General features: G+C 62.4%; 10 protein-coding genes, 2 tRNA genes and 1 pseudogene. 9 read left to right on the top strand and 4 right to left on the bottom strand.

What is annotated here, in order from left to right:
- Positions 1-13 precede the first annotated feature (13 nt).
- A complete protein-coding gene (locus tag AWB77_RS26755) occupies positions 14-1,162 on the bottom strand; it encodes a glycerate kinase (RefSeq protein WP_061137484.1) in 1,149 nt (382 codons plus the stop codon).
- A gap of 527 nt (positions 1,163-1,689) precedes the next feature.
- Here AWB77_RS26755 and tig point away from each other — a divergent pair.
- The 8 genes and pseudogenes from tig to AWB77_RS26715 all read left to right on the top strand — a co-directional run bounded on the left by tig (position 1,690) and on the right by AWB77_RS26715 (position 10,891).
- Entirely contained in the window at positions 1,690-3,036 is a 1,347-nt protein-coding gene (gene tig / locus AWB77_RS26750) for a trigger factor (protein ID WP_061137483.1), read from the top strand.
- Positions 3,037-3,175: 139 nt separating this feature from the next.
- Positions 3,176-3,829 (top strand): ATP-dependent Clp endopeptidase proteolytic subunit ClpP, encoded by a 654-nt coding sequence (gene clpP / locus AWB77_RS26745; RefSeq protein WP_008349755.1) that lies wholly within the window; start codon positions 3,176-3,178, stop codon positions 3,827-3,829.
- Positions 3,830-4,005: 176 nt separating this feature from the next.
- The gene (clpX, locus tag AWB77_RS26740) at positions 4,006-5,277 is read left to right on the top strand and encodes an ATP-dependent Clp protease ATP-binding subunit ClpX (RefSeq protein ID WP_008349753.1); all 1,272 of its coding nucleotides are present in this window, start codon (positions 4,006-4,008) and stop codon (positions 5,275-5,277) included.
- Between the two features lie 186 nt (positions 5,278-5,463).
- Positions 5,464-7,887 (top strand): endopeptidase La, encoded by a 2,424-nt coding sequence (lon, locus tag AWB77_RS26735; protein WP_061137482.1) that lies wholly within the window; start codon positions 5,464-5,466, stop codon positions 7,885-7,887.
- 275 nt (positions 7,888-8,162) lie between these two features.
- A pseudogene (locus AWB77_RS26730) lies at positions 8,163-8,447 on the top strand (HU family DNA-binding protein); the annotation flags it as partial.
- A gap of 75 nt (positions 8,448-8,522) precedes the next feature.
- Positions 8,523-8,598: transfer RNA gene (locus tag AWB77_RS26725), tRNA-Val, on the top strand.
- Positions 8,599-8,623: 25 nt separating this feature from the next.
- Positions 8,624-8,700 (top strand) — tRNA-Asp (locus tag AWB77_RS26720).
- Between the two features lie 268 nt (positions 8,701-8,968).
- Positions 8,969-10,891: a SurA N-terminal domain-containing protein gene (locus AWB77_RS26715; protein WP_061137480.1), complete on the top strand. Its 1,923-nt coding sequence runs from the start codon at positions 8,969-8,971 to the stop codon at positions 10,889-10,891.
- Positions 10,892-10,992: 101 nt separating this feature from the next.
- Here the strand turns inward: AWB77_RS26715 and AWB77_RS26710 are convergent, their stop codons facing one another.
- Together AWB77_RS26710 and AWB77_RS26705 are read right to left on the bottom strand one after the other, a co-directional pair.
- Complete coding sequence (locus AWB77_RS26710; RefSeq protein ID WP_061137479.1) at positions 10,993-11,334, bottom strand: hypothetical protein; 342 nt, start codon at positions 11,332-11,334, stop codon at positions 10,993-10,995.
- A 125-nt stretch (positions 11,335-11,459) separates the two neighbouring features.
- Positions 11,460-12,128 (bottom strand): arylesterase, encoded by a 669-nt coding sequence (locus tag AWB77_RS26705; RefSeq protein ID WP_061137478.1) that lies wholly within the window; start codon positions 12,126-12,128, stop codon positions 11,460-11,462.
- On the opposite strand from AWB77_RS26705, the gene AWB77_RS26700 reads away from it, so the two are divergent.
- Complete coding sequence (locus AWB77_RS26700; protein WP_374728719.1) at positions 12,085-12,828, top strand: ABC transporter ATP-binding protein; 744 nt, start codon at positions 12,085-12,087, stop codon at positions 12,826-12,828. The genes AWB77_RS26705 and AWB77_RS26700 overlap by 44 nt on opposite strands.
- 47 nt (positions 12,829-12,875) lie before the next feature.
- On the opposite strand, the gene pgi is transcribed toward AWB77_RS26700, so the two are convergent.
- Positions 12,876-14,510 carry a glucose-6-phosphate isomerase gene (gene pgi / locus AWB77_RS26695; protein ID WP_061137476.1) on the bottom strand — a complete coding sequence of 545 codons (1,635 nt, stop codon included), beginning with the start codon at positions 14,508-14,510 and terminating at the stop codon, positions 12,876-12,878.
- Between the last annotated feature and the right edge of the window lie 56 nt (positions 14,511-14,566).

Raw genomic sequence — 14,566 nt, 5'->3', positions numbered from 1 at the left:
CGCCGGGCGGGAGTCAGCGGGAGCCGAAGCGAAGCCGCGTGAGCTGCTCGGCTTCGTTCGCGAGCAGGCGCGCGGCGTCGCGGATCGCGGTATCGAGCGTAATCGGACCCGGCGCCGGCGAGAAGCAGCCGCTGAAGAATTCGGAGAGGCGCGGCAGCGCGGCCGAGTCGACGGCGCCCGACAGCAGCGTCGCCGGCACGCCCTGATCGCGCGCGTGCTTGCAGGCGATGAACGGCGCCTTGCCGTGCAGCGTCTGCACGTCGGAGCGGCCTTCGCCCGTGATGAGCCAGTTCGCGCCTTCGAGCGCCGCGTCGAGGCCGATCTCGCGCGCTACCACTTCCGCGCCTGTCTCGAAGCGCGCGCCGAGCATGTGCAGCGCGAAGCCGAGTCCGCCCGCCGCGCCCGCGCCGGGTTCGTTGCGTTTCGCGACGCCCATCGCGGGTTCGAGCAGATCGGCGAAATGGGCGAGGGCGGCGTCGATCGTCGCAATCTGCTCGGGCGTCACGCCCTTTTGCGGGCCGAAGACGGCGGTTGCGCCGTGATCGCCGGTGAGCGGATTGTCGACATCGGACATGCCCACGAAGGACGCGTCCTTCACGCGCGGGTCGAGCCCCGATGCGTCGATGCGCGCGACCTGCGCGAGCGCCGACGGCACCGGGTCGAGTTCGTTGCCGGCCGCATCGAACAGTTTCAGCCCGAGGCCGACGAGCAGGCCGGCGCCGCCGTCGTTGGTGCTGCTGCCGCCTAGCGCGACGTAGAACTTGCGCGCGCCCGAGTCGAGCAGCGCGCCGATCGCCTCGCCCATGCCGAGCGTGCTGCGTTGCGCGACGGGCACGGCCATGCCGTCCGGATCGGTGATGCCGACGACTTCCGCTGTCTCGATGATCGCGGCGCCGTCGTCGAGCAAGCCCGTTGCTGCGTCGCGGCGCGCGGATGCCGCGCCGCGCACGTTGAGCATGCGGCGCTCGCCGCCCGCCGAAAGCATCGCGTCGAGCGTGCCTTCGCCGCCGTCGGCCATCGGCCGGATGCGGATGTCGGCGTCCGGCCGCGCGCGCCTGATGCCTTCCGCGATGGCGTTCGCGACGCCTTGCGCGGAAAGCGATCCCTTGAACGAATCCGGAGCGATGACAACTACGGGAGCAGCAGACGTGGCGTTAGGCATGGTGTCTCGAATGTTCTGGTGTAGATGGAGCGATTGAAAAGCCGCGGCGCGTCCTTATCTATGCGTTTGTTGCATGCGCCCGATGCGTCGCGGCAATGGATTGCGCGATGCCCGGCTTCGTCGCGTGAATCATGCGCCGGCAAGCTTAGCAGCGCCGCGCGCGACGCAAAATAGCGCCGCGCCGATATCCGGCATTGTGCGCGGGCGTGTCTCTTCGGCAAACGCGGATTTACGCCGAAATCCGCCCCGAATCGGGGCATTTTTTCGAGCAAATCAGCTGCAAACGGTCTGTTGACCGAATTCGTCGGACGGGCCGCCCGCAATAGTTTGCTAAAATAACCGGCTCTGTTGACTGACACCGTGTCGGGCGACGTTCGGCACTCTCGCGAGAGGCGTTTTCTCGCATCCTCCGGTGCCAGGCGTCGATTCCGGCCGGCTTGCGCAGAGCTCGCATCCGGACCCGCGCCTTTAGAACCGCGGAAGAACCGAACACCGAATTTACGATTTACTTTAGGACGATTTCAGCCATGGCTAACGTAGTTGAGAACCTCGGCAAGCTCGAACGCCGCGTGACCATTTCCCTGCAGAAGGACACGGTGCAGAAGGAAGTCGATTCGCGCATCCGCCAGTTGGCCAAGACCGTGCGCATGCCGGGCTTCCGTCCGGGCAAGGTGCCGCTCAAGATGGTGACGCAGCAGTACGGCGGCCAGGTCGAGGCGGAAGTGCTGAGCGACAAGGTCGGCAAGGAATTCTTCGACGTCACGCGCGCCGAGAACCTGCGCGTCGCGGGCCAGCCGAGCTTCGCGCCGAAGGCCGAGGGCACGGAAGAACAGTACGCATTCGACGCGACCTTCGAGGTCTATCCCGAAGTGAAACTGGGCGACGTGGCGAACGCTGAAATCGAACGCACGGTCACGACCATCTCGGAAGCCGAAGTCGACCGCACGCTGGACATCCTGCGCAAGCAGCGCGTGCATTTCCACGCGCGGGGCGAAGCGGGCGAGCACGGCGACGGCGGCCCGAGCACGGCAGCGGCCGACGGCGACCGCGTGACGCTCGATTTCGTCGGCAAGATCGACGGCGTCGCGTTCGAAGGCGGCAGTGCAGAGGATTTCGCGTTCGTGCTGGGCGAAGGCCGCATGTTGCCGGAATTCGAGCAGGCGGCAACGGGCCTGAAGGTCGGCGAAACGCGTGAATTCGACCTCAAGTTCCCGGACGATTACCACGGCAAGGACGTCGCGGGCAAAACCGCGCAATTCACCATTACGATCAAGAAGATCGAATGGCCGCATCTGCCGGAAATTAACGCCGACTTCGCGAAGTCGCTTGGCATCGAAGACGGCGACCTCGGCAAGATGCGCACCGAGATCAAGGACAACCTGGAGCGTGAAGCGAAGCGCCGCACGCAGCAGATCGTGAAGAACCAGGTTATGGACGCGCTCCTGAAGATTTCCGAGCTGGACGTGCCGAAGGCGCTGATCGAGCAGGATCAGCAGCGTCTGGTCGAAATGGCTCGTCAGGATCTGCAGCAGCGCGGCGTGCCGAATGCGGCCGACGCCCCGATTCCCGCCGAAATGTTCGCCGAGCAGGCCGAGCGCCGCGTGAAGCTGGGCCTCGTGCTGGCGGAACTGGTGAAGGCAAACGAACTGCAGGCGAAGCCCGAACAGATCCGCGCTGAAGTGGACGAATTCGCCAAGAGCTACGAAGACCCGAAGGAAGTCGTCCGCTGGTATTATTCGAACCAGCAGCGCCTCGCCGAGATGGAAGCGTACGTCGTCGAAAGCAACGTCGTCGATTTCGTCCTGGGCAAGGCCAAGGTGACCGACAAGGAAGTCAGCTTCGAGGAACTGGCCAGCGCAACGGCGCAAGCCTGACGCGGTTGGCAAGGGGCGTGCGGAGTCGTCGGATTGACGGCTCGCACGCCTTTTTTGCATTAAAGTTTGGGCGTTTGCATGCCGTTCTTGTGGATGTTCCTTTGTCGTTCAGTACCCTTATTCCGAACAAGGAAATTGCATGACCTTTCGCGCTGAATTGCTCGACACGTTGGCGTCCCACGCACCGCGGGATTTCGAAGCCCAGGCGCTCGGCCTCGTTCCGATGGTCGTGGAAACGAGTGGCCGCGGCGAGCGAGCCTATGACATTTATTCGCGCCTCCTCAAGGAGCGCGTGGTGTTTCTCGTCGGTGAAGTGAACGACCAGTCGGCGAATCTCGTCGTCGCACAGTTGTTGTTCCTCGAAAGCGAGAATCCCGACAAGGACATCAGCCTGTACATCAACAGCCCCGGCGGCTCGGTTTCGGCCGGCATGGCGATCTACGACACGATGCAGTTCGTGAAGCCCGACGTCTCCACGCTGTGCATGGGCCTTGCCGCGAGCATGGGCGCGTTCCTGCTGGCGGCGGGCGCGAAAGGCAAGCGTGTCGCGCTGCCGAATGCGCGCGTGATGATCCACCAGCCGCTCGGCGGAGCGCGCGGCCAGGCATCGGACATCGAGATTCAGGCGCGTGAAATCCTGTACCTGAAGGAACGTCTGAACCAGTTGCTGTCGCATCACACGGGGCAGCCGGTCGAGCGCATCGCGCGCGATACCGACCGCGACAACTTCATGTCGGGCGACGATGCGCAGGCTTACGGCCTCGTCGACCAGGTGCTGCACAAGCGTCCCTGAAGGCGTCCGGAGTGGCGCCGCGCCGGCCTTCGAAGACGAACGCCGGCCGGGAGCGCGGAGTCGCGCACGGGGCGCCACGCCAAAAACGCGCTTCGTTCGGCCGCGCAGGTGGGAATCTGCGTCGGCGAATCGAAGGGCGTATCATGTAACAAGAGTGTCCGGAGGCTTACACTTTTATGGCGGACAAAAAAGGTTCCAGTAGCGAAAAGCTGCTGTATTGCTCGTTTTGCGGCAAAAGCCAGCATGAGGTGAAGAAGCTCATCGCTGGGCCGTCGGTATTCATCTGCGATGAATGCATCGACTTGTGCAACGAGATCATTCGTGACGAGGCAGCCGGTGCGGCGGAGGAGGCCGGGTTGACCAAGTCCGACCTGCCGAGCCCGCAGGAAATCAGCGATATCCTCAATCAGTACGTGATCGGCCAGGAACGCGCGAAGAAGATTCTCGCGGTGGCCGTGTACAACCACTACAAGCGGCTCAAGCATCTCGACAAGAAGGACGACATCGAGCTGTCGAAGAGCAACATTCTCCTGATCGGGCCGACCGGCTCGGGCAAGACGCTGCTCGCGCAAACGCTCGCGCGCATGCTGAATGTGCCGTTCGTGATCGCGGACGCAACTACGCTGACCGAAGCCGGCTATGTCGGCGAGGACGTCGAGAACATCATTCAGAAGCTGCTGCAGAACTGCAACTACGAAGTCGACAAGGCGCAGCGCGGCATCGTCTATATCGACGAAATCGACAAGATCAGCCGCAAGTCGGACAACCCGTCCATCACGCGCGACGTGTCGGGCGAAGGCGTGCAGCAGGCGCTTCTGAAGCTGATCGAAGGCACGATGGCGTCGGTGCCGCCGCAAGGCGGGCGCAAGCATCCGAATCAGGATTTCATCCAGGTCGATACGACCAATATCCTGTTCGTCTGCGGCGGCGCGTTCGACGGACTCGAAAAAGTCATCACGGATCGCACCGAGAAAACCGGTATCGGTTTTGGCGCGAGCGTCAAGAGCAAGCAGGATCGTGACGCCGGCGAAGTGCTGCGCGAAGTCGAGCCGGAAGATCTGATCAAGTTCGGTCTGATTCCGGAGCTGATCGGCCGTCTGCCGGTCGTGGCGACGCTCGGCAAGCTCGACGAAGCCGCGCTGGTCAAGATTTTGATCGAACCGAAAAACGCGCTCGTGAAGCAATATCACAAGCTCTTCGCGATGGAACGCGTGGAACTCGAAATCCGTCCGGCGGCGCTCCAGGCGATCGCGCAAAAAGCGATTCGCCGCAAGACCGGCGCGCGCGGCCTGCGTTCGATTCTGGAACAGGCGTTGCTCGACGTGATGTACGAACTGCCGACCATGAAGGGCGTTTCGAAGGTGATCGTCGACGACAACACGATCGACGGCGACGGAAAACCGCTGCTCATCTACGAAGACGCACCGAAGGTAGCAGGATCGAACTGAAGCAGGCTGTGTGTCGGCGAAAGGCCGTTCATGGCGACGTGAACGGCTTTTTATTTTTTTCGGTTTATCTTGTGGACGTGACTGACGCGATCTTTGACTACCGACTTTTCCCTTCCGATAAAGGCTTGCAATAGCTCTGAACGGCCTTACTTACGACTGAACTGATTCCACTCATGGGGAAATGAAATGTCAGGAACCCAACTCCTCCCGCAGGAACGCATTACGCTGCCGCTGCTCCCGCTGCGCGACGTAGTCGTTTTCCCGCATATGGTGATTCCGCTCTTCGTCGGGCGGCCCAAGTCGATCAAGGCCCTCGAAGCCGCGATGGAAGGCGGCAAGCACATCATGCTCGTCGCCCAGAAGACGGCGGCGAAAGATGAGCCGACCGAAAAGGACATGTACGAAGTAGGATGTGTCGCCAACATCCTGCAAATGCTGAAGCTGCCCGACGGCACGGTGAAGGTGCTCGTCGAAGGTCTGCAGCGCGCGAAGACGCTTTCGATCGAAGAACAGGAAACGCAGTTTTCCTGCGATGTGATGCCGCTCGAACCGGATCACGCCGATAGCGCCGAAACCGAGGCGCTGCGCCGCGCGATCGTTTCGCAGTTCGATCAGTACGTGAAGCTCAACAAGAAGATTCCGCCGGAGATCCTGACGTCGCTGTCGGGCATCGATGAAGCGGGTCGTCTTGCCGATACCATCGCCGCGCATCTGCCGCTCAAACTCGATCAAAAGCAGCACATCCTCGAGATGTTCCCTGTGATCGAGCGCCTGGAACATCTGCTCGCGCAACTCGAAGCCGAAATCGACATCCTTCAGGTCGAGAAGCGCATTCGCGGCCGCGTGAAGCGCCAGATGGAAAAGAGCCAGCGCGAGTACTACCTGAACGAACAGGTCAAGGCGATCCAGAAGGAACTGGGCGAAGGCGAAGAGGGCGCGGATCTCGAAGAACTCGAGAAGCGCATCGCCGCCGCGCGCATGCCGAAGGAAGCCAAGAAGAAGGCCGATGCCGAGCTCAAGAAGTTGAAGCTCATGTCGCCGATGTCCGCGGAAGCGACCGTCGTGCGCAACTACATCGACACGTTGATCGGCTTGCCGTGGCGCAAGAAGAGCAAGGTCAACAACGACCTGTCGAACGCCGAGCGCGTGCTCGACGAAGACCACTTCGGTCTCGAGAAGGTGAAGGAACGCATTCTCGAGTATCTCGCGGTCCAGCAACGCGTCGAGAAGGTGAAGGCGCCGATCCTGTGCCTCGTCGGGCCTCCGGGTGTCGGCAAGACCTCGCTCGGGCAGTCGATCGCGCGCGCAACGAACCGCAAGTTCGTGCGTATGGCGCTGGGCGGCGTGCATGACGAGTCCGAGATTCGCGGTCACCGCCGCACGTACATCGGTTCGATGCCGGGCAAGATTCTGCAAAGCCTCGCGAAGGTTGGCGTGCGCAATCCGCTCTTCCTGCTCGACGAAGTCGACAAGATGGGCATGGATTTCCGTGGCGATCCGGCTTCGGCGCTGCTCGAAGTGCTCGATCCGGAACAGAACCATACGTTCGCGGACCACTACATCGAAGTGGACTTCGACCTGTCCGACGTGATGTTCGTCGCGACGTCGAACTCGCTGAATATCCCGCCGCCGCTGCTCGACCGGATGGAAGTCATCCGTCTGTCGGGCTACACGGAAGACGAGAAGGTCAGCATCGCGACGCGTTACCTGCTGCCGAAGCAAAAGCGCAACAACGGCTTGAAGGACGGCGAGATCGATCTCACCGAACAGGCGATCCGCGACATCATTCGCTACTACACGCGTGAGGCGGGCGTGCGTTCGCTCGAGCGCGAAGTGTCGAAGATCTGCCGCAAGGTCGTGAAGATGCTGCTGCTGAAAAAGGCCGAAGGCGCGGTGAAGGTCGACGGTTCGAACCTCGACACTTTCCTCGGCGTGCGCAAGTACGACTTCGGTCTCGCGGCGAAGGAAAACCAGACCGGTCAGGTTACGGGCCTCGCGTGGACGGAAGTCGGCGGCGATCTGCTGACGATCGAAGCGGCGGTGATGCCCGGCAAGGGCGGCGTGATCCGCACGGGTTCGCTCGGCGACGTGATGAAGGAGTCCGTCGAAGCAGCGCGCTCGGTCGTGCGTTCGCGTTCGCGGCGTCTCGGTATCACGGATGAATCCTTCGAGAAGAAGGACATCCACATCCACGTGCCGGAAGGCGCGACGCCGAAGGACGGTCCGTCCGCCGGTATCGCGATGACTACGGCGCTGGTGTCGGTGCTGACGGGTATTCCGGTTCGCGCGGATGTCGCAATGACGGGCGAAATCACGCTGCGCGGCGAAGTGCTGCCGATCGGCGGGTTGAAGGAGAAACTGCTGGCGGCTCATCGCGGCGGCATCAAGCTCGTGCTGATTCCCGAGGAAAACACGAAGGATCTGGCCGACATTCCCGACAACGTGAAGAACGCCATCGAGATCGTGCCGGTTCGCTGGATCGATCGCGTGCTGGAACTGGCGCTCGAACGCGCGCCGGAGTCGTTGCCTGAGGAAGAGGCAAAGGCGGCGCCGGTCGCGGCCGAGCAGCAGAAGGACGCGCCTGCATCGGGCGAAGTCGTGAAGCACTAAGCGTATCTCGCCGCGCGGCCTGTTCGACGCGTAGCGTGATCGAAGCTAAGAACCCGCGGGCATGTGCCCGCGGGTTTTTTTATGCACGCAGCATTCCGAACACTTCTTCTAAAGCGCGCGAAACCCGCGTCGAATAAGGCTCAACCCTCGTTGACACGGCGCTTTCGGCTAAGTTAAATGAGCGCCGCATCCATTCATATCGAGATGCGAGCCGTATCGATGCCGATGCTGCCATCGATGCCGGACCAGAGCGATAACAACGTGCCAATACTGATTCGGGGACCACAATGAACAAGACGGAACTGATCGACCATATCGCGCAGCAAGCCGATATCTCCAAGGCCGCTGCCGGGCGCGCACTCGAAGCGGTGATCGGCGGCGTGAGCGCAACGCTCAAGAAGGGCGGCACCGTGACCCTTGTCGGCTTCGGCACCTTTGCCGTCGGCAAGCGCGTCGCACGCATTGGACGCAATCCGCGCACCGGCGACGAGATCAAGATCGCGGCCGCCAAGGTGCCGAAATTTCGCCCTGGCAAAGCGCTGAAGGATGCGCTAAACTAGCGGACTCGCTGGATACGGCAATTCGCAAGACGAAGGCCATTTCAGCGCGGCGCAAACCGAATGAATTGCGGACTTGGGTGCTTAGCTCAGTTGGTAGAGCGGCGCCCTTACAAGGCGTAGGTCGGGAGTTCGAGCCTCTCAGCACCCACCAGGTTCCAGTTCATTGCGCGCTACCCGGAGCGGTAGTTCAGTTGGTTAGAATACCGGCCTGTCACGCCGGGGGTCGCGGGTTCGAGTCCCGTCCGCTCCGCCAGATTCATCAAGTATCCCGTAAGCCTCGCGGCCTGCGGGATTTTTGTTTTGGCGCGCGCTCGTTAAGAATGCTAACGATTGTATCGGCGCAATGAATGTCGGCTGAAAGCAGGCTTCAACACGAAACGCCGAACCCGAAAATGTCGTTCATTGTGCAAAGGCGCCGCGACAATTTCGCGTTCAGGAATGCAATTCCTGCCCGCCTTTCGCCTTTTCCCCGCCCGCTGTTGTAATATCGAGCGTTTTGTTATAACCACGCAGCGCAACGCATGCTCGACTTCTTCCGTAATCACCAGCGCCTGATGATGGCTCTGCTGATCCTGATCATCGTGCCCGGGCTGGGCATGGTCGGGATTCAGGGCTTCAGCAACTATTTCGACGAAAGTTCTTACGTCGCCAGCGTGAATGGCCACAAGATCACGCGCGCCGAATTCGACAGCGCCTTCCGGCAACAGGTCGACCGCGCGCGCTCGATGCTCGGTGCGCAGTTCGACGCCAAGATGTTCGATACGCCCGAGGCGCGCGCCGCGATGGTCGACAGCCTCGTGCAGCAACGCGTCATGGCCGACGAAACGCAACGTCTGCATCTGACCGCGTCCGATGACGCCGTGCGCCGCGCGCTGCTCAACGATCCCGTGATCTCGTCGCTGAAAAAGCCCGATGGCAGCATCGACCTCGATCGCTACAAGCAACTGCTCGCGATGCAGGGCATGACGCCCGCGCAATACGACGAGCGCATGCGCTATACGATCGCGACCGAGCAGATTCCGGGCAGCATCCAGGCGACGTCGTTCACGTCGAAGTCGCTGGCGCAAAGTCTGACCGAGCTCGCGGAGCAGAAGCGCTCGGTGCAGGGACTGTCGCTGCGCAGCGCCGATTACACCGCGAAGGTCCAGCCGACCGACGCGCAGCTCACCGCGTACTACGAAGCGCATCGCAATGACTTCGCGACGCCCGAAACCGCGACGATCCAGTACTTGCTGCTGTCGCCGTCGACGCTCGCGGGCGCATCGAAACCGGGCGATGCCGACCTCAAAAAGTACTACGACGACAACATCCAGCGCTATCGCACGGAAGCGGAAGTGCGCGCGAGCCACATTCTCGTCAACGCGCCGAAGGATGCGAGCGCGGCGGATAAAGCCAAGGCGAAGCAGAAGGCCGAAGATCTGCTCGCGCAAGTCAAGGCGCATCCGGACCAGTTCGCGCAGATCGCGCAGAAGAATTCGGACGATCCCGGCTCGGCGAGCAAGGGCGGCGATCTCGGTTATTTCGCGCGCGGCCAGATCGCGGGCGGCAAGGCTTTCGACGACGCCGCGTTCGGCCTGAAGAAGGGCGAGGTGAGCAATATCGTCGAGTCGGACTTCGGTTACCACATCATCCAGGCGACCGATGTGAAGCCGTCCGTCACGAAGCCGTTCGACGAAGTGAAGGATTCGATCGCGAAGGACTACGCGGCCCAGCAAGGCACGAAGGGCTTCGCCGAAAACGCGCAAGGTTTCACCGACCTCGTCGACGAAAAGGCCAAGTCGCTGCAACCCGCCGCGGACAAGTACAAGCTGACGGTCCAGAGCGCGACGGTCGGCCCGAAGCCGAATCCGCAGCTGCCGCAGGACAATCCGCTCAACAATCCGAAGTTCCTCGCGGCGGTGTTCGCGCCCGACGCGGTGAAGGATCGCAACAACACGCAGGCCATCGACGTCGGCAACAACACGCTGATCGCCGCGCGCGTCACCGACTACAAGGCGTCGACCGTTCCGGCGTTCGATGTCGTGAAGGAGGACGTGCGCAAGAAGGTCGTCGCGCAAATGGCTGCAGCGATGGCGAAGAAAGAAGGCGAAGCGAAGCTCGCGGATCTGCAGAAGTCGAAGTCGACCGATGGCTTCACGTCGCCGGTCACGGTCTCGCGCAATGATGCGCAAGGCCTGCCGCCTGTCGCGCTGAGCGCGATCTTCAAGGCGGATGCGTCGAAGCTGCCGTCGTATGTCGGCGTCGATCTCGGCACGGAAGGCTATGCGATCTATCGCGTCAACGGTATCGAGAAGGCTGCGCCCGTCGCCGCCGATCGCCTCGCCGGCGCACAGCAACAAGTCGCGCAGGTGTACGCGCAAGCCGACATGGAGGCGTACGTCAACGCACTGAAGGCGCGCTCGAAGGTGAAGCTCAGTCAGGCGCCGGCGCCGTCGTCGAACTGATCTGGCTGTACGCGTAAGAAAGCCCCGCATTCGAAGAGAATGCGGGGCTTTTTGTTTTGGCTATGCCGTCGAGAGACGTCAAGCGGGCGGTCCAGCCGTGCTTACAGGCACGCCTGAATGTCGCCTGTCGCCTGGCTGCCGGCGCCGCCCGAAGCGCGGAAACCGACCCACGTACCCGAACCCGTCAACGCCGGGCGGACGATGGCCGCAGCGCCGGTCGGCGGCTGCTGACCGGGAACGTAGACGTCGACGGCCTGATCGTTCGCGAGCGTGTCCTGCGAGACGACCTGTTGCTGCGACGCGTCGGCCCACTTCTTGGCGACGCATTGCGCAACGGCCTTCGGCGCCTGCTGGCTCGTACCGACTTGCTGCACGCCGGCGGGCGGCTGGGCGGCACAGGCAGAAATCGCGACGGTCATGGCGATGAGAGGGATAAATTTCACGTGACCTCCTTGTAGAGTCGCTCCTGGAACGAGCGGGTTATAAGAGTTACGCGAAAGTCTCAGAGATCTGAATCTTGGCCGTGCTCCGCGTGAGGTTGCTAAAGCTGTCGCGTCCGTCGTCTTGTTCAATGCGACGCACTGGCGCCCAGCAAGGGTTTCAAGGTTGGCCAGACGTTTTCCAATAGCAAAGGCTGGGCCTGCACCGTCGGATGAATCTGGTCCGCCTGGAACATGGCGGGCTTGTCGGCGATACCGGCGAGCAGGAAAGGCACGAGCGGCACGTTCCTGTCTTTCGCGATGCGCTCGTAGACCGCGTGGAACTTTTGCGTGTAGTCCGGGCCGTAGTTGGGCGGAACATACATGCCGATGAGTAAAACCTTCGCGTGCGCGGCCTGCGATGCATCGACGATGCCGCGCAGGTTCGTCTCCGTCGTCGCGAGCGGCACGCCGCGCAGCGCATCGTTCGCGCCGAGCTCGACGATCACGACGGCCGGCTTGATGCGCGCGAGCATGGCGGTGAGGCGTGCGCGCCCGCCGCTCGTGGTGTCGCCGCTGATGCTCGAATTGGCGACGCTATAATCGAAACGCTCTTTCGCCAGCTTCTCGCGCAACAGATTGACCCAGCCCGTGTCGCGCGGCAAACCGTACTCGGCCGACAGGCTGTCGCCCAGCACGACGATCGCGGGCTTTTGCTGCGTAGCTGAATCGGCATTGGCCGCGTGCGCCGCGAACGTCGCCGCCATCAACGCCATCGCGGGCAAGACGCCGCGCCAGGTCTTTTTCAAAGTGTCCATGCAAAACAATATCGAGCCGGTCATCGAAGTACGGGGATTAAGCAAGCGAGTGAAGGACGCAACGGGCGAGCTGACTATTCTCGACCGGATCGACCTGTCGATCGCGAAGGGCAGCAGCGTCGCGATCGTCGGGGCATCGGGCTCGGGCAAGTCGACTTTGCTCGGACTGCTCGCCGGGTTGGACAGCGCGAGCGAGGGCTCGGTTCGTCTGCTGGGCAAGGAGTTGTCGAGTCTGAACGAAGACGAGCGCGCGGCGCTCCGAAGCGGCGCGGTCGGCTTCGTGTTTCAGTCGTTCCAGTTGATGCCGCATCTGACCGCGCTCGAAAACGTGATGCTGCCGCTCGAATTGCGCGCCGAGATGCCGCACGCCGATATCGCGTCGCGCGCGCGCTCGCTGCTCGATCAGGTCGGACTCGCGCAACGCACGGGACATTATCCGAAGCTGCTCTCCGGCGGCGAACAACAGCGCGTCGCGCTGGCGCGCGCGTTCGTCACGCATCCGGCTGTGCTCTTCGCCGATGAACCCACGGGCAGCCTCGATGCCGCCACCGGCTACGCGATCATCGACCTGATGTTCGAGATGAACCGCCGCAATGGCGCGACGCTCGTGCTCGTCACGCACGACGCCGAACTCGCCGAACGCTGCGACGCGACGGTGACGATCGAAGCGGGGCGGCTCGTCAACGGCATCGGCGTATAAAAAAGCCCGCATCGCTGCGGGCCTCGACGACATCAACGCATCAACGCTCAGCGCTTCAACGCCTCGCGCGCACGCGCGATCAACGCCGACGTCGACGAATCATGCTTGGCCGGATCGGCGCTCGCGGCGGTGATATCGGCTTCGACGACCTTGCCGAGAATCTTGCCGAGTTCCACGCCCCACTGGTCGAACGAGTTGATGTCCCACACCGTGCCTTGCACCAGCACCTTGTGCTCGTAGAGCGCGATGAGCGCGCCGAGCGTTTGCGGCGTGAGCGCATCGAGCATGATCGTCGTGGTCGGACGGTTGCCGGGAAAGCTCAGATGCGTCGCCAGTTCTTCCTTGCCCGGACCCGCGACCTTCTTCGCTTCTTCCAACGTGCGGCCGAGCATCAGCGCCTCGCTCTGCGCGAAACAGTTGGCGAGCAGCTTCGCGTGATGATCGACGAGCGGATGCTCCGGCGTCAGCACCGCGATGAAGTCGATCGGGATGATCGTCGGCCCTTGATGCAGCATCTGGAAGAACGCGTGCTGGCCGTTCGTGCCCGGCTCGCCCCAGATGACAGCGGCGGTCGGGTAGTCGACCATCTTGCCGTCGAGCCGCGCCGACTTGCCGTTGCTCTCCATTTCGAGCTGCTGGAGATACGAAGGCAGATAGTGCAGCGCCTGCGAATACGGCGCGACGAGATCGCTTTGCGAGCCGAAGAAGTTGCGATACCAGATGCCGATCATGCCCATCAGCACGGGCAGGTTTCTATCGAGCGGGGCGGTGCGGAAATGCTCGTCCATCGCGGCGGCGCCTTGCAGCAACGCGTCGAAATTCTGCGGGCCGACCGACAGCATGATCGACAGACCGACCGCCGACCACAGCGAGTAACGGCCACCGACCCAGTCCCACATTTCGAACACGTTTTCTTTCGCAATGCCGAACTTGACCACCTCGGCCGGATTCGCCGACACGCCGACGAAGTGCTTCGACAGTTGATCTTCAGGACAGCCGGACTTCAGGAACCAGTCGCGCATCGAGTGCGCGTTGGTCATCGTTTCGAGCGTCGTGAAGGTTTTGGAGACGACGATCGCAAGCGTCTCTTCGGCGTCGATTTGCTGAAGCACGTTCCAGAGATCGGCGCCATCGACGTTCGATACGAAATGCGTGTCCAGATCCTTCGATGCCAGATGATGCAGCGCGTGCACGACCATCTTCGGCCCGAGATCCGAGCCGCCGATGCCGATATTCACCACATGACGGATGCGCTTGCCGCTATAGCCTTTCCACGAGCCGTCGCGAACCTTGTCGGAGAAGGCGGCCATCTTCGCCTTTTCCTTCTGCACCTGTTCGTAGAAAGGCGCGTCGGGCGACTGTGCGCGCAGCGCGGTATGCAGCACGGCGCGATGTTCGGTGATGTTGACGATATCGCCACGGAACATCGCATCGCGCCGTTCGGTAACCTTGGCCTGTTGCGCGACTTCGACGAGCAGTTTGAGCGTCTCGTCCTTCACGCGGTTCTTGGAGAAGTCGATTGCGAGGCCGCCGCCCGCGAAAGTCAGGCGCTCGGCGCGCGTCGGCGCGGTGTCGTCCTGCGGCGCGAACCAGTCGCGCAGGCGCTCGCCGGAGATGGCATCGTAATGCGACTGGAGCGCCGACCAGGCAGGAAGCGAGTTGAGCATCGAGTTTTGGGTCATGAGCGGTCCGTTAGTCTGAAGGTGACAGAGGAATACGTTCGTGCGATTGCGGCTCG

It is taken from the genome of Caballeronia fortuita (assembly GCF_001544835.2).
GTDB classification, from domain to species: Bacteria; Pseudomonadota; Gammaproteobacteria; order Burkholderiales; family Burkholderiaceae; genus Caballeronia; species Caballeronia fortuita.
Note: the sequence above shows the minus strand (reverse complement) of the source record. Positions and strands in the feature narration are given on the sequence as shown.